This window comes from Streptomyces sp. 6-11-2, from assembly GCF_006540305.1.
Lineage (GTDB): Bacteria > Actinomycetota > Actinomycetes > Streptomycetales > Streptomycetaceae > Streptomyces.
Window position 1 is genome coordinate 5,197,931 of sequence record NZ_BJOR01000001.1, and the last position, 24,296, is coordinate 5,222,226.

A 24,296-nucleotide genomic window follows, 5' to 3' on the forward strand; every position below is an offset into this window, starting at 1 on the left:
GAATAGAGACCCTGACCCATGTCCTGGCTGTCCAGATTCAGCCTCGCGCAACGGGCCCTGATCGGGCTGATGTCGATCATCGCGCTCGTCTTCGGGGCGATCGCGATACCCCAGCTCAAGCAGCAGCTGCTGCCCACCATCGAGCTTCCCGTGGTGTCCGTGCTGGCGCCCTACCAGGGTGCGTCCCCGGACGTCGTGGAGAAGCAGGTCGTCGAGCCGCTCGAGAACAGCCTCAAGGCCGTCGACGGCATCACCGGCGTCACCTCCACGGCCAGCGAGGGCAACGCCGTGATCATGGCGTCCTTCGACTACGGCAACAACACCAAGCAGCTCGTCGCCGACGTCCAGCAGGCCGTCAACCGGGCCCGCGCCCAGCTCCCGAGCGACGTCGACCCGCAGGTGGTGGCCGGCTCCACCGACGACATGCCCACCGTCGTCCTCGCCGTCACCTCCGACAAGGACCAGCAGGCCCTGGCCGACCAGCTCGACAAGTCGGTCGTACCGGAGCTGAAGAAGATCGACGGCGTCGGCCAGGTCTCCGTCGACGGCGTACGCGACCTCCAGGTCACCGTCACCCCCGACGACAAGAAGCTCGCCGCGGCCGGACTGGGCTCCGCCGCTCTGAGCCAGGCGCTCCAGGCGGGCGGCGCCACCCTCCCGGCCGGTTCCTTCGACGAGAACGGCGCCAACCGCACCGTCCAGGTCGGCGGCGGCTTCACCTCGCTGAAGCAGATCCAGGACCTGATGGTCGCCGGCGAGGGCCCGGGTGCCGGTGCGGGCGCGAAGAAGCCGGTCCGGCTCGGCGACGTCGCCACCGTCAAGCAGGAGCCGGCCAAGGCCGACTCCATCACCCGCACCGACGGCAAGCCGAGCCTCTCCGTCGTCGTCACCATGGACCACGACGGCAGCGCGGTCGCCATCTCGAAGGCCGTCGAGGACAAGCTGCCCGCCCTGCACGACGCGCTCGGCTCCGGGGCGAAGATCACCGTCGTCAGCGACCAGGGCCCGGCCGTGGCCAAGGCCATCGACGGCCTGACCACCGAGGGCGCGCTCGGCCTGCTCTTCGCGGTCCTGGTCATCCTGGCCTTCCTGGCCTCGGTCCGCTCCACGCTCGTGACGGCGGTGTCCATCCCGCTCTCCGTCGTCCTCGCGCTGATCGTGCTGTGGACCCGCGACCTGTCGCTGAACATGCTGACGCTGGGCGCGCTGACCATCGCCATCGGCCGGGTCGTCGACGACTCGATCGTGGTCCTGGAGAACATCAAGCGCCACCTCGGCTACGGCGAGGAGCGCCGCGAGGCCATCCTCACCGCGGTGCGCGAGGTGGCCGGCGCGGTGACGTCCTCCACGCTCACCACGGTCGCCGTGTTCCTGCCGATCGGCCTGGTCGGCGGCATGGTGGGCGAGCTGTTCGGCCCGTTCAGCCTCACCGTCACCGCGGCCCTGCTCGCCTCGCTGCTGGTGTCGCTGACGGTCGTGCCGGTGCTGTCGTACTGGTTCCTGCGCGCGCCGAAGGGCACGCCCGCCCAGGCCGAGGAGGCCCGCCGCCGGGCCGAGGAGAAGGAGGCCGCCAGCCGCCTCCAGCGCCTCTACGTCCCCGTCCTGCGCTTCGCCACCCGGCGGAGGCTGACCAGCGTGCTGATCGCGGTCGTCGTCCTGTTCGTCACCTTCGGCATGACCCCGCTGCTGAAGACGAACTTCTTCGACGCCGGCGACCAGAAGGTCCTCAGCGTCAAGCAGCAGCTGAAGCCGGGCACCAGCCTGGCGGCGACGGACGCCGCGGCCCGCAAGGTCGAGCGCGAGCTCGCCGGGGTCGACGGGGTCAAGGACTACCAGGTCACGATCGGCTCCTCCGGCTTCATGGCGGCCTTCGGCGGCGGCACGGACACCAACCGCGCCTCCTACCAGGTGATGATCGAGGACTCCGCGTCCGCCGACGACGTGCGCACCCGCATCGAGGACCGCCTGCACAAGCTGTCCGGCATCGGCACCACCACGATCGCGGCCGGCAGCGGCTTCGGCGACCAGGACCTGAAGGTGGTCGTCAAGGCGGGCGACTCCGACGCGCTGCGTCAGGCCGCCGAGCAGGTCCGCACGGCGGTCGCCGGGCTGAAGGACGTCACCGACGTCACCAGCAACCTGTCGCAGAGCGTGCCGCGCATCTCGGTGCGGGCCAACTCCAAGGCGGCGGCGGCCGGCTTCACCGACCAGAGCCTCGGCATGGCCGTCGCCCAGGCGGTCAAGGGCACCACCGCGGCCAAGGCGATGCTGGACGACACCGAGCGCAACGTCGTGATCCGGTCGGCCAAGCCGGCGACGACCCTGGACGAGCTGAAGAACTTGCGGCTCGGCCCGGTGAAGCTCGGTGACATCGCGACCGTCAAGCTGGTCGACGGGCCGGTGTCGATGACCCGGATCGACGGTCAGCGCGCCGCCACGATCACGGCCAAGCCGACCGGTGACAACACCGGCGCGGTCAGCACGGACCTCCAGTCCAAGATCAGCTCGCTGAAGCTGCCCGCGGGTGCGACGGCCGAGATCGGGGGCGTCACCTCCGACCAGAGCGACGCCTTCAAGAACCTGGGCCTGGCCATGCTGGCGGCGATCGCGATCGTCTTCATGCTGCTGGTCGCGACCTTCCGCTCGCTGGCCCAGCCGCTGATCCTGCTGGTCTCCATCCCGTTCGCGGCCACCGGCGCGCTCGGTCTGCTGATCCTCACGGGCACGCCGATGGGCGTCCCCGCGATGATCGGCATGCTGATGCTGATCGGCATCGTGGTGACCAACGCGATCGTGCTGATCGACCTCGTCAACCAGTACCGCGAGCGCGGGTACGGGATCGTCGAGGCCGTGGTGGAAGGCGGCCGTCACCGGCTGCGCCCCATCCTCATGACGGCCCTGGCCACGATCTTCGCCCTGCTCCCGATGGCCCTGGGCGTCACCGGCGAGGGTGGTTTCATCGCCCAGCCGCTGGCCGTGGTCGTGATCGGCGGCCTGATCACCTCCACCCTGCTGACCCTGCTGCTGGTCCCGACGCTCTACGCCATGCTGGAGCTCCGCAAGGAGCGCCGCGCGAAGAAGCGCGAGGCGAAGCGGGCGGCAGGCGAGGAGAAGGTGCTGGAACCCGCCGGCGTGTAGGCACATCGTGTGAGCACACCGTGTGAGCAAACGCGGAAGGCCCGGTCCACGCTCGTGGGCCGGGCCTTTCCCGTACGAACCGTCCGTGCGGGCCGGAGCCGCTACGGCAGTGCCAGCATGCGCTCCAGGGCGAGCTTTGCGTGGCCTTCCGTCTCCTTGTCCACCTGGATGCGGTTGACCAGGTTGCCCTCGGCCAGGGACTCCAGGGCCCAGACCAGGTGGGGCAGGTCGATGCGGTTCATCGTGGAGCAGAAGCAGACCGTCTTGTCGAGGAAGACGATCTCCTTGTCCTCGGAGGCGTAACGGTTCGCCAGCCGGCGCACCAGGTTCAGCTCCGTGCCGATGGCCCACTTGGAGCCGGCCGGCGCGGCGTCGAGCTTGTTGATGATGTACTCGGTCGACCCGACGTAGTCCGCCGCGGCCACGACCTCGTGCCGGCACTCGGGGTGCACCAGCACGTTCACCTCGGGGATCCGCTCCCGGACGTCGTTCACCGAGTCCAGGCTGAAGCGGCCGTGCACCGAGCAGTGGCCCCGCCACAGGATCATCTTCGCCGCCCGCAGTTCCTCGGCGGTCAGTCCGCCGTTCGGCTTGTGCGGGTTGTAGACGACGCAGTCGTCCAGCGACATGCCCATGTCCCGTACGGCCGTGTTCCGGCCGAGGTGCTGGTCGGGCAGGAACAGGATCTTCTCGCCCTGCTGGAAGGCCCACTCCAGCGCCCGCTGGGCGTTCGACGACGTACAGATGGTGCCGCCGTGCTTGCCCGTGAAGGCCTTGATGTCGGCGGAGGAGTTCATGTACGACACCGGGACGACCTGGTCGGCGATCCCGGCCTCGGTGAGCACGTCCCAGCACTCGGCGACCTGCTCGGCGGTGGCCATGTCGGCCATGGAGCAGCCGGCCGCCAGGTCCGGCAGGACGACCTTCTGCTCGTCGGAGGTCAGGATGTCCGCGGACTCGGCCATGAAGTGCACACCGCAGAACACGATGTACTCGGCCTCCGGGCGCGCGGCCGCCTCCCGGGCCAGCTTGAAGGAGTCGCCCGTGACGTCGGCGAACTGGATGACCTCGTCGCGCTGGTAGTGGTGGCCGAGCACGAAGACCTCGCTGCCGAGCTTCTCCTTGGCCGCGCGGGCTCGCGCCACCAGGTCCGGGTCGGACGGGGCGGGCAGGTCACCGGGGCACTCGACGCCGCGCTCGCTCTTCGGATCGGCCTCGCGGCCGAGAAGCAGGAGGGCGAGCGGGGTCGGCTGGACGTCGAGGTCCTGGGTCTGGGCGGTGGTCACGACACGCACCCTTTCTACTTTTCGTCGAACTGACGCTATCTATCATAGCTGCTTCACGTCACTTTGACGATCGTCATAGTGTCCATGTGACGTGAATCCCGGCATCCGGGCTGTCCACATCGGCCTGAACCCGCGCTGTCCCTACTGGCCTGAACCCGGCCTGAACCCGGCCCGCCCCCGGCCTGAACCCGGTCGGGGCCCAGCGCCTGTCCGAGTGGGCTCCGCCGGCACCCCGGCGGCCGCCGTCCACAGGCCGCTGTCCGCTTTCCCACCCGTGTGCGAGCATGAGGTGGACGAGCCTGGAGAAGAAGAGAAAAAGCACGCGCCCGGCCCGGAATGATTCCGTGGCCTTGCCGGTTGCACTCGTCGGCAAGCAGTCTCCGTACAACCCGGGAGAGATGTAGATGTCCGTATCGGACGAGACCACCACCGTCACCGACGGCATCATCCTGACCGACGCCGCCGCGTCCAAGGTCAAGGCCCTGCTCGACCAGGAAGGCCGTGACGATCTCGCCCTGCGCGTCGCCGTCCAGCCCGGCGGCTGCTCCGGCCTGCGCTACCAGCTCTTCTTCGACGAGCGTTCCCTCGACGGCGACGTGGAGAAGGACTTCGGCGGGGTCAAGGTCGTCACCGACCGCATGAGCGCCCCCTACCTGGGTGGCGCCACCATCGACTTCGTGGACACGATCGAGAAGCAGGGCTTCACGATCGACAACCCGAACGCGACCGGTTCCTGCGCCTGCGGCGACTCCTTCAGCTGATCCGGGCACGGCAGGACACAGAAGGCGGCGGCCCCTTTGCGGGTCCGCCGCCTTCCTGTTCTTCCTGTGTTCCGCCCGTTCGCCCGCAGGTCCGCGCGGGCGTCAGCGGGCGAGCGAGGGCGACCCCGGCAGCCGTGCCCCCGGCCGCTCCAGGGGGATCTCTTGCCCGTCCGTGCCGACCACCTTCCGGTCGCCGAGTGGCCGGTCCAGGTGCACGGTGCGGTGGTACACCTTGGCGATCAGGATGCAGACCGTGTCCGGCTGCTGGGTCTGGGTCACCGTGACCGTCACCCGGCCGGAGCTCTCCCGCGCCGAAGCCCGGTAGTCGGCGCACACCCCGCCCTCGAAGCGGACGGTGAGCTCCTCGCCCTCGGTGCGGTAGCCGGTCACCTTCACGTCACGCGTGACCGGGGCGCCGTCCGAGCGCCTCGGCTCCGGACTCGACTGCCCGGACGGCGGCGCCGACGAGGTCAGGTACTCGGGGGCGACGGCCGGATACGTCACCGTGGTGCGGGCGCCCTGCCCGGCCGGTGCCTGTACCTCGAACAGCCAGGACGGGACGAGCATCCGCTGCCCCCCGGAGGAGTGCCCGGCCAGACCGAAGACCGCCTTGCCGATCGTGACGGTGTTCTCCGGGGCGGGGGCCTCCGTGGCGAGGGCGGAGCCCGACGTTCCGCACGGCGCCTCCAGACGGTCCTTGTGCGGTACGGGACTGGCGCAGCCGCCGATGCCCATGCGGTGGTCGGCCCGCGGGGCGGTGTTCATCAGGTCCAGCGTCCTGCGCGCGCTCAGCACGGGGTAGGTGTCGCCCTTCACCGGCGCCTTCAGCTGACCGCTGCCGCCGATCACCTCGCCCTGCCGGCCGATGCTCAGGCCGGTCGTCCAGCCGTACGTGGGCAGCCCGCCGACCAGCGGATCGGCGTTGATGACCCGCTGGTCGCCCATGATCTGGGCCGCGTCCACCTTGGCGTCATCCTGTCCCAGGGCCTTGAGCACCGGGGCCGCCGCCTTCAGCGCCGCCGCCGCGCTCACCGGGTGGACGGGCAGGGCCGCCGGGTCGTGCCCGCACAGCGCGCCCTTGCAGTCGTCGGTGCCGGGCGCGTACCGGCTGAACGTCCAGGCCCCCGGCGCGGTCCGCTCGACGCGCAGGACCGGCCCGGAACCGTCCTTCCCGGACCCGACCCGCCACGCCTGGGCGTCGGCCACGGGTGTCCCGTCGACGCCGAGTGCCTCGGCGAGCTTGGCCACCTCGTCCCGGGTGACCTCGCCCCGCGCCCGGTACACCGGCGCGGAGCCGGGCCCGTCGGGCAGTGGCCCGGTGACCCGGTAGGTCGTGCCGTAGGGGTTGGGCTCACCGGGCGCGATGCCGTTCGTACCGCCGTCACCGGCTCCGGCGCCCGGGGCGGAGTACCCGTCGAGGACCAGCGGCCTCGGTGTCCCGTGCCCACCGGGCACCGCCGCCCCGTCCGTACGCCCACCGGGATCCGCGGCGAGCACGATCCCACCGCCACCCACCAGCAACACGGCGGCGGCAACGGAGGCGATCACCACGGGCGACCGCCCCTGGGTCCGCTTCCCGCCGGGCCGGCCGCCATGCTCCGAGTCGCCGGTGACATCCGGCACCTCAGAAGCGTGCGGAGGCTCCGGGGCCTCGGGGATCCGCGGGGTCTCCGGGACTTCGGCCCCCTGCGGGACCTGCGGGACCTGCGGGGGCTTGGGGGCCTCCGGGATGTGCGGCGCCTTGTCCGAGCCCACCGAGCCCACCGACCCCTGCGGGGCTCCCGCGGTAACAGGGACCTGTGGGGCCTCCGAGACCTTCGCGTCATCCGGGCCGCGGCCCTCCGTCGTGCCCTTCGGCACCTGCGTGACCGCGCCCCCGGTCCCGCTCGCCGACTCGGACCCGGCCTTAGTCTCGGCTCCGGCTCCGGCTCCGGCTCCGGCCCAGGGCCCCGCCCCGGCCTCGGCCCCGGACCTGACGTCGGCCCCGGACTTGGCCCCGCGTCCGGCCTCGGCCTCGGGCTGCGACCGGGCTTTGGGTTCGGACCCGGACCTGGCTGCGGGCTCGGCCCCGCGCCCGGACCCGGCCTCGGGCTGCGACTGGGCTTTGCCGGACCTGGCTGCGGGCTCGGCCCCGGCCTGGGATCCGGACCGGACCTTGGGCTCGGGCTCGGCCCGGCCCTCCGGCTCGGACCGGGACCCGGACCCGGCCTCCGGTTGGGCTCCGGCCCCGGGCTCGGACTGGGTCCCGGACCCCGGCCCGGCCTGGGCTTTTGGCCCCGAAGCCTCCGGCTCCGAGGTCTTCCCCCCGTCCGGGGCTTCCTCGGCGGTGCCCGTGGACTCGTCGTCGTGGTCGGGTCGCTCGGTGTTCACCGCATCGCTCCTTCGGCTGCGCAAGCGCTGCTCCCGTGACCCTGACCGGACCCTGACAAAGACGCGGGCCGGTGGGTCGTATCCCGTATCCCCCGGGAGGGGGACAGCGATGGGACGTGACGGGGGAGCGCGCGGTTCCCTTCCGTACGCCGATCGGGTCCCGGTTTCTGCGCCGGTCGGATCCCGGTCCGTACACCGGTCGGGTTCCGGTCCGTACGCCGACCGGGTCCCGGACGGTGGAACGGCGACCCGGCGGGGCCCCGGGGGTTGGACCGGTGGCCCGGTCGTCCCGGAGGTTGGACGGCGGCCCGGTCGTTCCGGACAGTGGAGTGGTGGCCCCGGTCGTTCCGGACGGTGGAGTGGTGCCCCCGGTCGTCCCGGACGGTGGGGACGGTGACCCGGTCGGGTGCCGTCCGGTGGGGGAGTTCCGGGCGCGGTTCCGGACCGGCGAGCGGCGGCGTGGGCGCCGGCCGCGGGAGCGGGTAGCGTGAACTGTCAATCCCCCTGACTCCAGGAGCGTCCACGCCGTGCGCATCGCAGTCACCGGCTCCATCGCCACCGACCACCTCATGACCTTCCCCGGCCGCTTCGCCGACCAGCTCGTCGCGGATCAGCTGCACACGGTCTCGCTCTCCTTCCTGGTCGACCAGCTGGACGTCCGGCGCGGCGGGGTCGGCGCCAACATCGCCTTCGGCATGGGCCAGCTCGGTACCAGGCCGGTCCTGGTGGGCGCCGCCGGACCCGACTTCGGCGAGTACCGGGCCTGGCTGGACCGGCACGGCGTCGACACCTCCTCGGTCCGAATCTCCGAGACCCTGCACACCGCCCGGTTCGTGTGCACCACCGACGCCGACCACAACCAGATCGGCTCCTTCTACACGGGCGCGATGAGCGAGGCCCGCCTCATCGAACTCAAGACCGTCGCCGACCGCGTCGGCGGTCTCGACCTGGTCCTGATCGGGGCGGACGACCCGGAGGCGATGCTCCGGCACACCGAGGAGTGCCGTTCGCGGGCCATCCCGTTCGCCGCCGACTTCTCCCAGCAGATCGCCCGGATGAACGGCGACGAGATCCGGATACTGCTGGACGGGGCGACGTACCTCTTCTCCAACGAGTACGAGAAGGGCCTCATCGAGTCCAAGACCGGCTGGGACGACGCCGAGATCCTCTCCCGGGTCGGCCACCGCGTCACCACCCTCGGCTCGCGCGGCGTGCGCATCGAGCGGGCCGGCGCGGACCCGGTCGAGGTCGGCTGCCCGGACGAGGAGCGCAAGGCCGACCCGACGGGCGTGGGCGACGCCTTCCGCGCCGGGTTCCTCTCCGGCCTCGCCTGGGGCGTCTCCCTGGAGCGCGCCGCCCAGGTCGGCTGCATGCTGGCCACCCTGGTGATCGAGACCGTGGGCACCCAGGAGTACCAGCTGCGCCGGGCCCACTTCATGGAGCGCTTCACCAAGGCCTACGGCGACGACGCGGCCCGCGAGGTCCGCGCCCACCTCGCCTGAGCCTGACGGAGCGTCGGGCGGGCCCCTGCGGAACCTGGAGGAACCGCAGAGGAACCTAGGAGACCCGGCGGACGACGTAGGCCGAACCCACGTCCGCCGGCTCCTCGCCCACGTACTCCTGCCCGCGCATCTCGCACCACGCCGGGATGTCCAGCCGCGCCGCCTCGTCGTCGGACAGGACGCGCACCGTGCCGCCGACCGGTACGTCCCCGAAGACCTTGGCCAGCTCGATCACCGGGATCGGGCAGCGCCTGCCGAGGGCGTCCACGACCAGCGCGTCCTCCCGCACGGCGGCCGGTGCCGTCCCGGCCGGCGCCCCGAGCTTCTCCCGTACCCCCGCCACCACGCCCGGCAGGACGGCCAGGAACCGCTCGACCTCCTCCTCCGGCGTCCGCGGCGGCAGCGACACCCGCACGTTGCCCTCGCTCAGCACGCCCATCGCGCGGAGGACATGGCTCGGCGTCAGCGTGCTGCTCGTGCAGGACGAACCGGAGGAGACGGAGAAGCCCTCACGGTCCAGCTCGTGCAGCAATGTCTCCCCATCGACATAGAGACAGGAGAAGGTGACGACCCCCGGCAGCCGGCGGACCGGGTCGCCCACGACCTCCACGTCCGGCACCAGCCGCGGCACCCGCGCCCGGATCCGCTCCGTCAACTCCCGCAGCCGTACCGCCTCCTCGGCCGCCTCCGCCCGCACCGCCCGCAGCGCGGCCGCCGCCGCCACGATCGCCGGGATGTTCTCGAACCCGGCCGCCCGGCCCGACTCCCGCTCGTCCAGCGGTCCGCGCGGCGCGAACCGCACCCCCTTGCGCACGACGAGCAGCCCGGTCCCGGACGGCCCGCCCCACTTGTGGGCGCTCGCGGTCAGCAGCGACCAGTCGCCGCCGACCGGACCCCAGCCCAGCGACTGCGCCGCGTCCACCAGCAGTGGCACGCCCGCCGCCCGGCACACCCCGGCCACCTCGGCGACCGGCTGCTCGGTGCCCACCTCGTGGTTGGCCGACTGAAGACAGGCCAGCGCGGTGTCCTCGCGCAGCGCCGCCCGGTACGACTCCACGGCCACCGTGCCCTGCCGGTCGACCGGCACCCGCGTGACCGATCCGCCGTCCGCCTCGTGCGCCTCGGCGGAATGGAGGACCGAAGAGTGTTCGACCTCTGACACGATCAGGTGGCGTCCGACGCGGCGGCGGCCCGCCAGCGCCCCCGTGATCCCGCTGTGCACCGCCCGCGTCCCGGACGAGGTGAACGTCAGCTCGTCGGCCCGGCACCCCACCGCCTCCGCGGCCGCCTCCCGGGCCGCGTCCAGCAGCAACCGGGCCCGCCGCCCCTCCCGGTAGAGACGAGCGGGGTCGGCCCACCCCTCGTCGAGGGCGGCCAGCAGAGCCTGCCGGGCGACGGGATGAAGGGGAGCACTGGAAGCAGCGTCGAAGTAGGCCACACGTCAACGCTAAGCGCTCCGAAGGCACACGGGACAGCGCCGAGGTGCGGCTTCGCCGCCCGGGCACGGGAGACCACAACCCGCCCGCAGCCACGACAAGGGGCGCATACATACCTCATCGGGCGCCCCGAACCCCCCTCACAAACCGGCCCACGAAGGGGTATCCCACCCCTTCGGGCTGACCCGCGGCGCGTATGGCACCCTCCCCGCGACCCGCCGGAAGGCGTCCAGTAGGGTTTGGTCCGCATAAACATCCAAACCCCTGCCCGACGCGGGGCCGCGACCGACCAGCGAGAAGGCCGCAGCCGAACAGCGCGGGCGAGACTCTCGGGAAGGCGCTACGTGAGTCCCAACGGCTCCGACCGCTCGCCGCGGCGCCCGATGCGGCGGAAGCTGCTGCAGGCACTGACTGCGGGCCTGGTCCTGGCGACCGCAACCGGTTGCACATACAAGGACTTTCCCCGGCTGGGTATGCCCACCCCGACCACGGAAGAGGCTCCCCGGATCCTCTCGCTGTGGCAGGGGTCCTGGGCGGCCGCGCTCGCCGTCGGCTGCCTGGTGTGGGGTCTGATCCTGTGGAGTGCTTTCTTCCACCGGCGCAGCCGCACCAAGGTAGAGGTTCCTCCGCAGACCCGGTACAACATGCCCATCGAGGCGCTGTACACGGTGGTCCCCCTCGTCATCGTCTCGGTGCTCTTCTACTTCACGGCCCGTGACGAGTCCAAGCTCCTGGACCTCTCCAAGAAGCCGGACGTCACGGTGAACGTCGTCGGCTACCAGTGGAGCTGGGCCTTCAACTACATCGAGCCCGTCGCCGGTTCGTCGGGCGACGCGAAGACCGACAAGAACCTGAACGCGATTCCGGACCGGTTCAAGGCGGACTTCCCGGCGAACGCCGGCGGTGTCTACGACTACGGCATTCCGGGCACGCGGAACCCGCAGAACGGCAACCCCGGTCCGACGATGTGGCTGCCCAAGGGCAAGACCGTCCGATTCATCCTCACCTCGCGCGACGTCATCCACTCGTTCTGGGTGCTGCCGTTCCTGATGAAGCAGGACGTCATCCCCGGCCACACCAACTCCTTCCAGGTGACCCCCACCATGGAGGGCACCTTCCGGGGCAAGTGCGCCGAGCTCTGCGGCCAGGACCACTCCCGGATGCTGTTCAACGTGAAGGTCGTCTCGCCCGAGCGCTATGAGCAGCACCTCAAGGACCTCGCCAAGAAGGGGCAGACCGGTTACGTTCCCGCAGGCATCGCGCAGACGAGCCACGAGAAGAACCGGGAGACGAACAAGCTGTGAGCATCCTCAACGAACCTCAGGGTGCCGCGGCAGCTGAGGACTCTTACGAGAGCGAGCTGCCGGTCCGGCGCAGGCAACCGGGCAATCTCGCGGTGAAGTGGCTGACGACCACCGACCACAAGACGATCGGAACGCTGTACCTGGCGACGTCGTTCGCGTTCTTCTGCATCGGCGGCGTGATGGCGCTCCTCATGCGCGCCGAGCTGGCCCGTCCGGGCCTGCAGATCATGTCGAACGAGCAGTTCAACCAGGCGTTCACGATGCACGGCACGATCATGCTGCTGATGTTCGCGACGCCGCTGTTCGCGGGCTTCACGAACTGGATCATGCCGCTGCAGATCGGCGCCCCGGACGTGGCCTTCCCGCGGCTGAACATGTTCGCCTACTGGCTGTACCTGTTCGGCTCGCTGATCGCGGTGGGCGGTTTCCTCACCCCGCAGGGTGCCGCCGACTTCGGCTGGTTCGGCTACACCCCGCTGTCGGACGCGGTGCACTCGCCGGGCCTCGGCGGCGACCTGTGGATCATGGGTCTGGCCCTGTCCGGCTTCGGCACCATCCTCGGCTCGGTCAACTTCATCACCACGATCATCTGCATGCGCGCGCCCGGCATGACCATGTTCCGCATGCCGATCTTCGTCTGGAACGTGCTGCTGACCGCCGTGCTGGTCCTGCTGGCCTTCCCGGTGCTGGCGGCGGCGCTGCTCGCGCTGGAGGCGGACCGCAAGTTCGGCGCCCAGATCTTCGAGGCGTCCAACGGCGGCGCGCTGCTGTGGCAGCACCTGTTCTGGTTCTTCGGGCACCCCGAGGTGTACATCATCGCGCTGCCGTTCTTCGGCATCGTCAGTGAGATCATCCCGGTCTTCGCCCGCAAGCCGATGTTCGGCTACATGGGTCTGATCGGCGCGACGATCGCCATCGCCGGTCTGTCGGTGACGGTGTGGGCGCACCACATGTACGTCACCGGTGGCGTGCTGCTGCCGTTCTTCTCCTTCATGACCTTCCTGATCGCGGTCCCGACCGGTGTGAAGTTCTTCAACTGGGTCGGCACCATGTGGAAGGGCAGCCTCTCCTTCGAGACGCCGATGCTGTGGGCGACCGGCTTCCTGATCACCTTCGTCTTCGGTGGTCTGACCGGTGTGATCCTGGCCGCGCCGCCGCTGGACTTCCACATCTCGGACTCGTACTTCGTGGTGGCGCACTTCCACTACGTCGTCTTCGGCACCGTGGTGTTCGCGATGTTCGCCGGCTTCCACTTCTGGTGGCCGAAGTTCACCGGCAAGATGCTCGACGAGCGGCTCGGCAAGATCACCTTCTGGCTGCTGTTCATCGGCTTCCACGGCACCTTCCTGGTCCAGCACTGGCTCGGCGTGGAGGGCATGCCCCGCCGGTACGCCGACTACCTGGCGGCCGACGGCTTCACCGCGTTGAACACGCTGTCGACGATCTTCTCGTTCGTGCTCGGCCTGTCGGTCCTGCCGTTCTTCTACAACGTCTGGAAGACGGCCAAGTACGGCAAGCCGGTCGGCGTCGACGACCCGTGGGGCTACGGCCGCTCCCTGGAGTGGGCGACCTCCTGCCCGCCGCCGCGCCACAACTTCCTCACCCTGCCGCGGATCCGCAGCGAATCCCCGGCGTTCGACCTGCACCACCCCGAGATCGCCGCGCTCGACCAGCTCGAGAACGCCGGTCACGGGACGGCAGCCCTCGCTGGCGGCAAGGAGGCTGGCAAGTGAAGATCCAGGGCAAGATGTTCATGTGGCTGAGCGTCTTCCTGCTCATCACCGCCATCGTCTACGGCGTGTGGTCGAAGGAAGCGGTCGGCGCGACGGCGCTCTTCATGGCCTTCGGCCTGTCCATCATGATCGGTTTCTACCTGGGCTTCACGGCCCGGCGGGTCGACGTGGGCGCCCAGGACGACAAGGAGGCCGATGTCGCGGACGACGCCGGCGAGCTGGGCTTCTTCAGCCCGCACAGCTGGCAGCCGCTCGGCCTCGGCATCGGTGGCGCGCTGGCCTTCCTCGGCATCGCGGTCGGCTGGTGGCTCGTGTACTTCGCGGCGCCCATCATCATGATCTCCGTATGGGGCTGGGTCTTCGAGTACTACCGCGGCGAGAACCGCACCCAGTAACCAGCGCCGAGCATCGCTGAACACCAGGGAGTCCGGACTCTCCACCTGGAGAGTCCGGACTCCCTCTTTTGGTTGACTTATCCCCTCGAAAATTCCCTCGGACGGGTGAGCCACCGTGCCGGAGGTGACGAAGCTACCTAGCGTAAGGGCCATGAGCACCACTGTGATTTCCCGCGGAGCGGGAGCCGTCCTGCTGGTCGCCGCCCTCGGCACGAGTGCCACTGCCTGCGGTTCGGACGGCAATCCGCTGGCTGCCTACCCGTACGACGCGGCGGACCAGATCTCCTTCAGCGGCCCCACGGACGCCGGGAAGAAGGCCGACCCGGACAAGCCCCTGGAAGTCACCGCTCAGGGCGAGGACGGGCGCATCACGGACGTCACGGCCGTGGACGCCACGGGGCGTCAGGTCTCCGGCGAGCTGGCTGCCGACGGCAGCCGCTGGCACAGCACCTCACCGCTCGCCGGGGGCGCCCACTACACGGTCCGCGTGAGCACCGAGGACGAGGACGGAAGGCCCGGTCGCAAGGTCCTCACGTTCGACACGAACAAGCCCACGGGCCGGCAGCTCCTGAATGTCAAGTTCGGGCCGGAGGCGGGCACCTACGGTGTCGGCCAGCCCATCACGGCCGAACTCGACCAGCCCATCAAGGACAAGGCCCAGCGGGCCGTCGTCGAGCGTGCCCTCAGGGTCGACTCCAAGCCCGCCGTGCAGGGCTCCTGGTACTGGGTGAACGACAAGGAGCTCCACTACCGCCCCCAGGACTACTGGCCCGCCAACGCCACCGTCGAGGCGCACAGCAACCTGGAGAACATCAAGATCAGCGACAAGTTGCGGGGCGGCACGGCCAAGCCGCTGAAGATCACCACGGGTGACCGCATCGTGGCGGTCACGGACGCCGCCAAGCACCTGATGACGGTCTACAGGAACGACGAGAAGATCAAGGAGATCCCCATCACCACCGGCAAGCCCGGCTTCGAGACCCGCAACGGGATCAAGGTCGTGCTGGCCAAGCAGTACTACGTCCAGATGAAGAGCTCCACCGTCGGCATCGCCGCGGGCTCCAGCGATTCGTACGACCTGCCGGTGTACTACGCCACCCGCGTCACCTGGAGCGGCGAGTACGTCCACGCCGCCCCGTGGTCCGTCGGCTCCCAGGGAGCGGCCAACGTCAGCCACGGCTGCACCGGCATGAGCACCCCCAACGCCTCCTGGTTCTTCAACACCATCCACGAGGGCGACCTGGTCCAGGTCGTCAACTCCGCCGGCCACAGCATGGAGCTCTTCGACAACGGCTTCGGCGACTGGAACATGCCCTGGCCGAAGTGGGTCCAGGGCAGTGCCATCGCCGGCGCCGACGGCGCCGTGGCGCAGACGAACAAGGCGCGGCTGACCCCGCAGGGTGTGTGAGACGCGGCGCGGCGGGGCCCGGACGGGGACACGGACGGCCCGCGGCCGCACAGGGCGGGGCCGTCCGCCGGGCCCCGCCCGAGTGCCTCAGACGCCGCTCAGCGCCTTCTTGCGCAGCAGGGAGGCCAGAGCGGCGGCGAACTCCACCGGTTCCACCGGAAGCGTGACCGCGGCGTCCGCCCGGCTCCACGTGGCCAGCCACGCGTCCTGCGGCCGCCCGATGAGCAGCAGCACCGGAGGGCAGTTGAAGACCTCGTCCTTGATCTGCCGGCACATCCCCATGCCGCCCATGGGCACAGCCTCGCCGTCCAGGACACAGACGTCGATGCCGCCCCGGTCCAGCTCCTTGAGGACCGCGGCGGGCGTGGCGCACTCCAGGAACTCCACCACGGGGGCGTCCGGAGCGGGCCGGCGGCCGGTCGCCAGCCGCACCTGCTCCCGGGTGTTGGCGTCGTCGCTGTAGACCAGCACCGTGGCGGTCGCCTGCATTGTTCCTCCGCGTCGTTGGTCGGGAAAACCCCGTCGGGAACTGTCGGGAACTTCCGGGTACCGATGGCGCGGATGCTACCCCCTTCAACTCGTGGTAGACAGCGGTTGGAACAGCCCTTCGAGGGGCCGTTCGGGCAGGGCACACCCCCGGGACACTCCGAACGGCACCCCCCGGGGTGAGGGCGGGATAAGCGACCGACATAATGTCGGCGTGGCGACAGCAACGACAGTAGAAACCGGGCACGCGCACCCGTCGGTCAACCGACCGAACCTCACCAGCGTCGGAACCATCATCTGGCTGAGTTCCGAGCTGATGTTCTTCGCGGCCCTCTTCGCGATGTACTTCACCCTGCGATCGGTGACGGGTCCGGCGCACTGGAAGGAGATGGCGGGCGCTCTCAACGTCCCCTTCTCGTCGGTGAACACCACGATCCTGGTGCTCTCCTCACTCACCTGCCAGCTCGGCGTCTTCGCCGCCGAGCGCGGTGACGTGAAGAAGCTCCGGGGCTGGTTCATCGTCACCTTCATCATGGGTGCGATCTTCATCGGCGGTCAGATCTTCGAGTACACCGAACTGGTGAAGAAGGACGGCATCTCGCTGTCCTCCGACCCGTACGGCTCGGTGTTCTACCTGACCACCGGCTTCCACGGGCTGCATGTGACGGGCGGTCTCATCGCCTTCCTGCTGGTCCTCGGCCGCACCTACGCGGCCCGGAGGTTCACTCACGAGCAGGCGACCGCGGCCATCGTCGTGTCCTACTACTGGCACTTCGTCGATGTCGTCTGGATCGGACTCTTCGCCACGATCTACCTGATCAAGTAGCCGACGAACCGATCCAAGTCCGCAAAGCATCGACGCAGAAGATCCTGACACCGGGGTAATCCGTGAAAAAGCTCTCCGCACGACGACGCCATCCGCTGGCGGCGGTCGTCGTCCTACTCTTCGCGCTGGCGGCCACTGGGGGGCTGTACACCGCGTTCGCGCCCGCGAGCAAGGCGAAGGCCGAGGACACCGCCCAGTCCCTCACCATCGAGGAGGGCAGGAAGCTCTATCTGGTCGGCTGCGCCAGCTGCCACGGCACCGGTGGGCAGGGCACCACTGACGGTCCCAGCCTGGTGGGTGTGGGCGCGGCGGCGGTCGACTTCCAGGTGGGCACCGGCCGTATGCCGGCCCAGCAGCCGGGCGCGCAGATCCCGCGCAAGAAGGTCATCTACAACCAGGCCGAGATCGACCAGCTCGCCGCGTACATCGCGTCCCTGGGCGCTGGTCCCAACGTGCCGACGAAGAACCAGTACAGCCCCGAGGGCGCGGACGCCGCCAAGGGCGGTGAGCTGTTCCGCACCAACTGCGCCCAGTGCCACAACTTCACCGGCAAGGGCGGTGCGCTGACGCACGGCAAGTACGCCCCGGACCTCACGGGTGTGAGCAACAAGCACATCTACGAGGCCATGCAGACCGGCCCGCAGAACATGCCTTCCTTCCCCGACACGCTGCTGACGGAGAAGAACAAGAAGGAAATCATCGCGTACCTCGACGCGGTCAACGGTGACGAGACCACGACCCCGGGCGGTATGGACCTGGGTGGCCTCGGACCGGTCACCGAGGGTCTGTTCGCCTGGATCTTCGGGCTGGGTGCCCTTGTCGCGGTCGCCGTCTGGGTCGCCGCTCGGACCGCAAAGGCCAAGAAGTCATGAGTAGCCAAGACATTCCTGAAGAGAACCTGCCCGCAGAGCAGGCAGCCCACGAGCACGGGCGCGGCGCGGTCTCCGTGGCGGACGAGCGGGCCCCGTTCGCCGACCCGGGACTGCCGCCCCACGAGCACCGGATCCAGGACATCGACGAGCGGGCCGCCAAGCGCTCCGAGCGCGCCGTCGCCCTGATGTTCACGGTGTCGATGCTGGCCACCATCGGCTTCATCGCCTCGTATGTGACGATCCCGCACGACAAGTCGATCTTCGTCTTCCCGCTCGGGCACATCAACGCGCTGAACTTCGCGCTCGGCCTCACGCTGGGCGTGGCGCTGTTCGCGATCGGCGCGGGCGCGGTCCACTGGGCCCGCACCCTGATGTCCGACGTCGAGGTCGCCGACGAGCGTCACCCGATCGCGGCGTCCCCCGAGGTCCGTGCGAAGGTCCACGCGGACTTCAAGCAGGGGGCCAAGGAGTCGGCGATCGGCCGTCGCAAGCTGATCCGCAACACGATGCTCGGCGCGCTCACGCTGGTGCCGCTGTCCGGCGTCATGTTGCTGCGCGACCTGGGCCCGCTGCCCGGGACCAGCCTGCGCCACACGCTGTGGGCCAAGGGCAAGCGCCTCGTCAACATGAACACCAACCTGCCGCTGCGTCCCGAGGACGTCTCCGTCGGCTCGCTCACCTTCGCGATGCCGGACGGTCTGAAGGAGACGGACGAGGACTTCGCCAACGAGATCGCCAAGGCCGCCCTGATGATCATCCGGCTCGAGCCGGCCGACATCAAGGACAAGCGCGAACTCGACTGGGGCCACGAGGGCATCGTCGCCTTCTCGAAGATCTGCACCCACGTGGGTTGCCCGATCTCCCTGTACGAGCAGCAGACGCACCACGCCCTGTGCCCGTGCCACCAGTCCACCTTCGACCTCTCCGACGGTGCCCGAGTGATCTTCGGCCCCGCCGGCCACGCTCTGCCGCAGCTGCGCATCGGCGTGGACAGCGAGGGTTACCTCCAGGCGCTCGGCGACTTCGCGGAGCCCGTCGGTCCTGCATTCTGGGAGCGCGGATGAGTACATCAGCAGCCAACACGAATCCGTCTGCCGCCGGCGCGGCGGGCCGCTCTCGCGGGCAGGCACCGGCCGGCGAGAGGCTCGCCGACTGGGCCGACGGCCGGCTTGGGATCTACTCCCTGGCCAAGGCCAACATGCGCAAGATCTTCCCCGACCACTGGTCGTTCATGTTGGGCGAGGTCTGCCTCTACAGCTTCATCATCATCATCCTCACGGGTGTGTACCTGACGCTGTTCTTCCACCCCTCGATGAGCGAGGTGGTGTACAACGGCTCGTACGTCCCGCTGCAGGGTCAGCTGGTGTCCGAGGCGTTCAACTCGACCATGCACATCTCCTTCGAGGTGCGCGGTGGTCTGCTCATCCGGCAGATCCACCACTGGGCCGCGCTGATCTTCCTGGCCGGCATGTTCGTGCACATGATGCGCGTGTTCTTCACCGGCGCGTTCCGCAAGCCGCGTGAGATCAACTGGCTGTTCGGCTTCCTGCTGTTCGCCCTGGGCATGTTCACCGGTTTCACCGGTTACTCGCTCCCGGACGACCTGCTCTCCGGCACCGGTGTCCGCTTCACCGAGGGTGCGATCCTGTCCATGCCGATCGTCGGCACGTACATCTCGTACTTCCTCTTCGGCGGCGAGTTCCCCGGTCACGACTTCGTGGCGCGGTTCTACTCGATCCACATCCTGCTGCTGCCCGGCATCATGCTGGGCCTGGTGGTGGCCCACCTGATCCTGGTCTTCTACCACAAGCACACGCAGTTCGCGGGTCCCGGCAAGAGCAACAAGAACGTCGTCGGCATGCCGCTGCTGCCGGTGTACATGGCCAAGGCCGGCGGCTTCTTCTTCCTGGTCTTCGGTGTCCTCGCGATGATCGCGGCGCTCGTGGAGATCAACGCGATCTGGGTGATCGGCCCGTACCGTCCGGACCAGGTGTCCACCGGCGCCCAGCCCGACTGGTACATGGGCTTCGCCGAGGGTCTGGTCCGCTTCATGCCGGGCTGGGAGGTCAACTTCTGGGGCCACACGCTCGTCCTGGGCGTGTTCATCCCGCTGGTCCTCTTCGGTCTGGTCCTGGCGGCGCTGGCGCTCTACCCGTTCATCGAGTCCTGGATCACCGGCGACAAGCGCGAGCACCACATCCTGGACCGTCCGCGCAACGCCCCGACGCGTACCGCGTTCGGTGTCGCCTGGATCACGATGTACATGATCACGCTGGTCGGCGGCGGCAACGACCTGTGGGCCACGCACTTCCACCTGTCGATCAACGCGGTCACCTGGTTCGTCCGGATCGGCTTCTTCGTCGGACCGATCATCGCGTTCGTCGCCACCAAGCGGATCTGCCTCGGCCTCCAGCGCCGCGACAAGGAGAAGGTGCTGCACGGTCGCGAGACCGGCATCATCAAGCGCCTGCCGCACGGTGAGTTCATCGAGGTCCACGAGCCGCTCAGCCAGGAGCAGCTCTACACGCTCACGGCGCACGACCAGTACGAGCCGGCCGAGATCGGTCCGGCGGTCGACGAGAACGGCGTCGAGCGCAAGATCAAGGGCTCGCAGAAGCTGCGCGCCAAGCTCAGCAACGCGTACTACGGCGAGGACAACCAGATCCCGAAGCCGACCGTCGAGGAGTACAGGGAGATCACGAGCGGCCACGGCCACCACTGATCACTGACCGCTGAGCGTCGCCACGCCACGGTCGAAGGGCCCCGTCCGATCCCCGGACGGGGCCCTTCGCCATGCCCGGGGCTGGATAGGGTGGACCTGTTCGAGACTCGCGTCCCGCATACGGGACACCGACCCAGGAGCGGCATATGAACGCTGTGACCCCCGCTGGAGGCAACACCGCGGCGGGCCGCTCCTGGCCCGCCCTGCTGAACGGCCTGCTGGACGGCCGGAACCTCACCGCCGACGAGACCGCCTGGGCGATGGACCTGATCATGCGCGGCGAGGCGACCGACGCGCAGATCGCCGGGTTCGTGGTGGCCCTCCGGGCCAAGGGCGAGACGGTGGAGGAGATCACCGGCCTGGTCCGGACGATGTACGAGCACGCCAATGTGATCGAGGTGCCCGGCGAGACCGTCGACATCGTCGGCACCGGCGGCGACGGCGCCAAGACCGTGAACATCTCCACCATGTCCTCGATCGTCGTGGCCGGCACGGGGGCCGGCGTCGTCAAGCACGGCAACCGGGCCGCGTCCTCCGCCTCCGGAGCCTCCGACGTACTGGAGAAGCTCGGCGTCAATCTGGAGCTGACGCCGCGGCGGGTGGCCGAGGTCGCGCAGGAGGCCGGAATCACCTTCTGCTTCGCGATCAAGTTCCATCCGGCGCTGCGCCACGCGGGCGCCGCCCGCGGCCAGTTGGCCATCCGCACGGTCTTCAACGTGCTGGGCCCGCTGACCAACCCGGCCAGGGTGCGGGCCCAGGCCGTCGGGGTCGCGGACCCGCGCATGGCACCGGTCGTCGCGGGCGTCTTCGCCGAGCGTGGCCACTCCTCCCTGGTCTTCCGGGGCGACGACGGCCTCGACGAGCTCACCACGACCGCCACCTCCCAGGTCTGGATCGTCCGGGACGGCAAGGTGACCCAGGAGCGCTTCGACCCGCGGGACGTCGGCATCGAACTGGTGCCCGTGGAGGCGCTGCGGGGCGGTGACGCCTCCTACAACGCCGAGGTGGCCCGCCGCCTGCTGGACGGAGAGCAGGGGCCCGTACGGGACGCCGTCCTGCTGAACTCCGCGGCGGCGCTGGTGGCCCTGCGGCCGGGTCCGGGCACTCTCGCCGAACAGATCCGGTCCGGGATGGACCGCGCGGCGGAGTCGATCGACTCCGGGTCCGCCAAGCGCACGCTGGAGCGCTGGGTGGCCGTCAGCAACGCCTGAGACCCGAACCTCCCGTCGCAAGGCGCAGTCCACGATCCGGACTGCGCCTTGCGCGTGGAAGATCGTGTGGCAGGATGCTGAAACAGGTCATGAGTGACAGCCATGTGGCCCCGGCCGGCTGTCCGGCAACCCTCCGTCCGTGGCGGGGTGCCCCGGGTGAAGACCAGGCCGTAGGCAGCGAGGCCCACGGCAAGCGCGGACCCCTCGCGTCACCAGGGGTCCTGGTCGTACGAGGGAGCCTCCCGTGAGCAAGCGAATGCGTTAGGGCGTAGAGCCCCGCCTCCGCATCACCCCTTTCACCCTTCTCCACGCTCGAGCCGTGCCCGCTCGCGTGGTGATTTCGCCTGCTTTCACGGGAGTTCACCCATGTCCGTTTCCGCCGTCCCCACCGTCGCCGCCGCCGACCAGTCCGTCCGTGCCCCGCTGCCCGTGCTGGGCCGGGACGTCACCGTTCCGCTCGTCACCGGCGGGGAGGTCACCTACGCGGCGCTCGACTACGCGGCCAGCGCGCCCGCCCTCCAGCGCGTCTGGGACGACGTGGCGGCGTACGCGCCGTACTACGGCAGCGTCCACCGCGGCGCCGGCTACCTCTCCCAGCTCTCCACCGACCTGTTCGAGAACGCCCGGAAGACGGTCGCGGAGTTCCTGGACTGCCGTGCGGAGGACCAGGTGGTCTTCACCCGGTCCACCACCGACTCCCTCAACCTGCTCGCCCGGGCGCTGCCCGCGGACTGCCAGGTCTTCGTCTTCGAGACCGAGCACCACGCCTCGCTGCTTCCGTGGCGGGACGCGCGGGTGACCTGCCTCGACGCCCCGCGCACCCCGGAGCAGGCCGTGGCGACCCTGGAGCGGGCCCTCGCCGGCCGCGACCCCCACGGCCCCGCCCTGGTGTGCGTCACCGGCGCCTCCAACGTCACCGGCGAGCTGTGGCCCGTGCGGGAGCTGGCCGCCGCCGCCCACGCGCACGGCGCCCGGATCGTCCTGGACGCCGCCCAGCTCGCCCCGCACCACCCGGTGTCCGTCCGCGACCTCGACGTCGACTGGGTCGCCTTCTCCGGCCACAAGCTGTACGCCCCGTTCGGCTCCGGCGTCCTGGCCGGCCGCGCCGACTGGCTGCGCGAGGCCGAGCCGTACCTCGCGGGCGGCGGCGCGAGCCGCACGGTGGCGCGGCGTGCCGACGGGTCCGTGGACGTGCGGTGGCACGAGTCGGCCGCCCGCCACGAGGCCGGGTCGCCGAACGTCATCGGCGCCTACGCCGTCGCCTCGGCCTGCACGGCGCTGACCGAGGCCGGTTTCGACGAGCTCGTCGCGCGTGAGCGGTACCTGATCCGCAAGGTGCGGGCGGGCCTCGCCGAGGTGCCCGAGGTCAGGGTGCTTTCCCTGTTCGGCGACGACGCCCCGCGGGTCGGAGTGATCTCCTTCGTCGTGGCGGGCTGGAACAGCTCCCACTTCGCCGCCGCCCTCTCCGCCGAGTACGGCATCGGCGTCCGCGACGGCCTCTTCTGCGCCCACCCCCTGGTCCGCACCCTGCTGGGCGGCGATCCGCAGAGCCAGGGCGAGTGCGGCGCGCCCGAGGCCGCCCCGGGCGAGAAGTCCCTCAACGCCATCCGCGTGAGCTTCGGCGCGGGCACGCCCGACGAGCACGTGGACCGCTTCGTGGCGGCGGTGCGGGAGCTGGTCAGGGACGGCGCGAAGTGGACGTACCGCACGGAGGACGGCCGCTGCGTGCCCGCGGTGTGATCCGCCCGCTCAGGAGCCGGGGGCGGTCAGGAGTCCAGCCCGATGGCGAACGCCGCCTCCAGGTCGTGCTGCGAGTAGGTGCGGAAGGCCACGTGCGTGTCCGTCCCCTCGACGCCCGGGATCTTGCTGATCCGCCCCGGGATGACCTCCGCCAGGTCCTCGTGCTGCCGCACCCGGACCATGGCGATCAGGTCGTACGTGCCGGTGACGGAGAAGACCTCGCTGACCGAGTCCAGTGAGGCGATCCGCTCGGCGATCTCGGGGATCCGGTCCACGCTGGTCTTGATGAGGACGATCGCGGTGATCACGGCTGGTTCTCTCCCTCGGGGGCCGGAGCAGGGGCGGCCTTCACTCTAGTCTTCCGGCCGAACCCGGCCCACGCGCAGGCGAAGCCCAGGGCGAAGCCCACCACGTGGGCCAGGTAGGCGACCTGCGGTCCCTCGGCGGCGCGCCCGGCGGCCAGCCACTGGAGGGCCGCCCAGAAGGGCAGCACCACCCACGCGGGAAAGCGCAGCGGCAGGAAGAACAGGAACGGGAAGAGACTGGTCACCCGGGCGCTGGGGAACAGGTAGAGAAACGCGCCGAGGACCGCCGAGATCGCGCCCGAGGCCCCCACCAGGCTCTGCCCGGAGGCGGCGTTGGCGACCGCGTAGCCCACCAGGGCCAGGTAGCCGCAGCCGACGTAGAACAGCGTGAACCGGACGCGGCCCATGCGCTCCTCGGTCATCGCCCCGAAGACGTAGAGGAAGAGCATGTTGCCGAGCAGGTGCACCCAGCTGCCGTGCACGAACAGGGCCGTCGCGGGGGTGAGGGCGGCCCGGAACGAGCCGGTGAACAAATCGGCGGGGATCACGCCCCACCGCCGGAAATAGGCCCGCTGGGCGAGCAGCAGCGCGTCCCCCGTGCCGTAGGAGGGATTGAGGCCCGCCGCCGGGCCGGCCACGAAGATCAGACAGCACAGGACGATCAGGGCGCACGTCACCGGCGCCTGCATGTTCCGTACCGCCCTGGCCGCCCTGATCGTCCGGGCGGCCACCGTGTACCTGTTGCCGATCATGTGCACAGAGCATGGCGTAACCGGACGCAAGCGCACAGACCGCCTCGCC

Annotated in this window: 19 protein-coding genes and 1 riboswitch; of the genes, 13 read left to right on the top strand and 6 right to left on the bottom strand. The window is 70.0% G+C overall.

The window, feature by feature from the left end; translation table 11 throughout:
- Positions 1 to 18 precede the first annotated feature (18 nt).
- A complete protein-coding gene (locus TNCT6_RS22895) occupies positions 19 to 3,138 on the top strand; it encodes an efflux RND transporter permease subunit (RefSeq protein ID WP_141361593.1) in 3,120 nt (1,039 codons plus the stop codon).
- 101 nt (positions 3,139 to 3,239) lie between these two features.
- Here the strand turns inward: TNCT6_RS22895 and nadA are convergent, their stop codons facing one another.
- Complete coding sequence (nadA, locus tag TNCT6_RS22900; RefSeq protein WP_172632993.1) at positions 3,240 to 4,424, bottom strand: quinolinate synthase NadA; 1,185 nt, start codon at positions 4,422 to 4,424, stop codon at positions 3,240 to 3,242.
- A 404-nt stretch (positions 4,425 to 4,828) separates the two neighbouring features.
- On the opposite strand from nadA, the gene TNCT6_RS22910 reads away from it, so the two are divergent.
- A complete protein-coding gene (locus TNCT6_RS22910; RefSeq protein ID WP_006135694.1) occupies positions 4,829 to 5,185 on the top strand; it encodes an iron-sulfur cluster assembly accessory protein in 357 nt (118 codons plus the stop codon).
- 102 nt (positions 5,186 to 5,287) lie between these two features.
- Here the strand turns inward: TNCT6_RS22910 and TNCT6_RS22915 are convergent, their stop codons facing one another.
- A complete protein-coding gene (locus tag TNCT6_RS22915; RefSeq protein ID WP_373996198.1) occupies positions 5,288 to 7,555 on the bottom strand; it encodes a hypothetical protein in 2,268 nt (755 codons plus the stop codon).
- Positions 7,556 to 8,082: 527 nt separating this feature from the next.
- Here TNCT6_RS22915 and TNCT6_RS22925 point away from each other — a divergent pair.
- Positions 8,083 to 9,057 (top strand): carbohydrate kinase family protein, encoded by a 975-nt coding sequence (locus TNCT6_RS22925; protein WP_141361600.1) that lies wholly within the window; start codon positions 8,083 to 8,085, stop codon positions 9,055 to 9,057.
- A gap of 55 nt (positions 9,058 to 9,112) precedes the next feature.
- Here the strand turns inward: TNCT6_RS22925 and TNCT6_RS22930 are convergent, their stop codons facing one another.
- Positions 9,113 to 10,495, bottom strand: coding sequence for a cysteine desulfurase/sulfurtransferase TusA family protein (locus tag TNCT6_RS22930; RefSeq protein ID WP_141361602.1), 1,383 nt, complete (start codon positions 10,493 to 10,495; stop codon positions 9,113 to 9,115).
- A 342-nt stretch (positions 10,496 to 10,837) separates the two neighbouring features.
- Here TNCT6_RS22930 and coxB point away from each other — a divergent pair, with 342 nt between their 5' ends.
- From coxB to TNCT6_RS22950, 4 genes are all read left to right on the top strand, one after another.
- Positions 10,838 to 11,797 (top strand): cytochrome c oxidase subunit II, encoded by a 960-nt coding sequence (gene coxB / locus TNCT6_RS22935; protein ID WP_100572294.1) that lies wholly within the window; start codon positions 10,838 to 10,840, stop codon positions 11,795 to 11,797.
- A complete protein-coding gene (gene ctaD / locus TNCT6_RS22940; RefSeq protein WP_141361604.1) occupies positions 11,794 to 13,530 on the top strand; it encodes a cytochrome c oxidase subunit I in 1,737 nt (578 codons plus the stop codon). Before coxB ends, ctaD begins: the two co-directional genes overlap by 4 nt.
- Positions 13,527 to 13,925: a cytochrome c oxidase subunit 4 gene (locus tag TNCT6_RS22945; protein ID WP_141361606.1), complete on the top strand. Its 399-nt coding sequence runs from the start codon at positions 13,527 to 13,529 to the stop codon at positions 13,923 to 13,925. Before ctaD ends, TNCT6_RS22945 begins: the two co-directional genes overlap by 4 nt.
- 151 nt (positions 13,926 to 14,076) lie before the next feature.
- Entirely contained in the window at positions 14,077 to 15,333 is a 1,257-nt protein-coding gene (locus TNCT6_RS22950; protein WP_141361608.1) for an Ig-like domain-containing protein, read from the top strand.
- An 87-nt stretch (positions 15,334 to 15,420) separates the two neighbouring features.
- On the opposite strand, the gene TNCT6_RS22955 is transcribed toward TNCT6_RS22950, so the two are convergent.
- Positions 15,421 to 15,822 carry a response regulator transcription factor gene (locus TNCT6_RS22955; RefSeq protein WP_141361610.1) on the bottom strand — a complete coding sequence of 134 codons (402 nt, stop codon included), beginning with the start codon at positions 15,820 to 15,822 and terminating at the stop codon, positions 15,421 to 15,423.
- Between the two features lie 211 nt (positions 15,823 to 16,033).
- Here TNCT6_RS22955 and TNCT6_RS22960 point away from each other — a divergent pair, with 211 nt between their 5' ends.
- The 6 genes from TNCT6_RS22960 (at position 16,034) to TNCT6_RS22985 (ending at position 23,190) form a co-directional block, all read left to right on the top strand.
- Positions 16,034 to 16,645 carry a heme-copper oxidase subunit III gene (locus TNCT6_RS22960; protein ID WP_100572299.1) on the top strand — a complete coding sequence of 204 codons (612 nt, stop codon included), beginning with the start codon at positions 16,034 to 16,036 and terminating at the stop codon, positions 16,643 to 16,645.
- 62 nt (positions 16,646 to 16,707) lie between these two features.
- Positions 16,708 to 17,517, top strand: coding sequence for a c-type cytochrome (locus tag TNCT6_RS22965; protein ID WP_141361612.1), 810 nt, complete (start codon positions 16,708 to 16,710; stop codon positions 17,515 to 17,517).
- Positions 17,514 to 18,581 carry a ubiquinol-cytochrome c reductase iron-sulfur subunit gene (locus TNCT6_RS22970; protein ID WP_141361614.1) on the top strand — a complete coding sequence of 356 codons (1,068 nt, stop codon included), beginning with the start codon at positions 17,514 to 17,516 and terminating at the stop codon, positions 18,579 to 18,581. Before TNCT6_RS22965 ends, TNCT6_RS22970 begins: the two co-directional genes overlap by 4 nt.
- Entirely contained in the window at positions 18,578 to 20,239 is a 1,662-nt protein-coding gene (locus TNCT6_RS22975) for a cytochrome bc complex cytochrome b subunit (protein ID WP_141361616.1), read from the top strand. Before TNCT6_RS22970 ends, TNCT6_RS22975 begins: the two co-directional genes overlap by 4 nt.
- Before the next feature lie 146 nt (positions 20,240 to 20,385).
- Entirely contained in the window at positions 20,386 to 21,450 is a 1,065-nt protein-coding gene (trpD, locus tag TNCT6_RS22980) for an anthranilate phosphoribosyltransferase (RefSeq protein ID WP_141361618.1), read from the top strand.
- 85 nt (positions 21,451 to 21,535) lie between these two features.
- Positions 21,536 to 21,652: riboswitch (SAM riboswitch) on the top strand.
- 164 nt (positions 21,653 to 21,816) lie between these two features.
- Positions 21,817 to 23,190, top strand: a complete 1,374-nt coding sequence (locus TNCT6_RS22985; protein WP_141361620.1) for an aminotransferase class V-fold PLP-dependent enzyme — start codon at positions 21,817 to 21,819, stop codon at positions 23,188 to 23,190.
- A gap of 26 nt (positions 23,191 to 23,216) precedes the next feature.
- On the opposite strand, the gene TNCT6_RS22990 is transcribed toward TNCT6_RS22985, so the two are convergent.
- Together TNCT6_RS22990 and TNCT6_RS22995 are read right to left on the bottom strand one after the other, a co-directional pair.
- A complete protein-coding gene (locus tag TNCT6_RS22990) occupies positions 23,217 to 23,498 on the bottom strand; it encodes an Lrp/AsnC family transcriptional regulator (protein ID WP_141361622.1) in 282 nt (93 codons plus the stop codon).
- Positions 23,495 to 24,247 carry a rhomboid family intramembrane serine protease gene (locus TNCT6_RS22995; protein ID WP_141361624.1) on the bottom strand — a complete coding sequence of 251 codons (753 nt, stop codon included), beginning with the start codon at positions 24,245 to 24,247 and terminating at the stop codon, positions 23,495 to 23,497. Before TNCT6_RS22995 ends, TNCT6_RS22990 begins: the two co-directional genes overlap by 4 nt.
- Between the last annotated feature and the right edge of the window lie 49 nt (positions 24,248 to 24,296).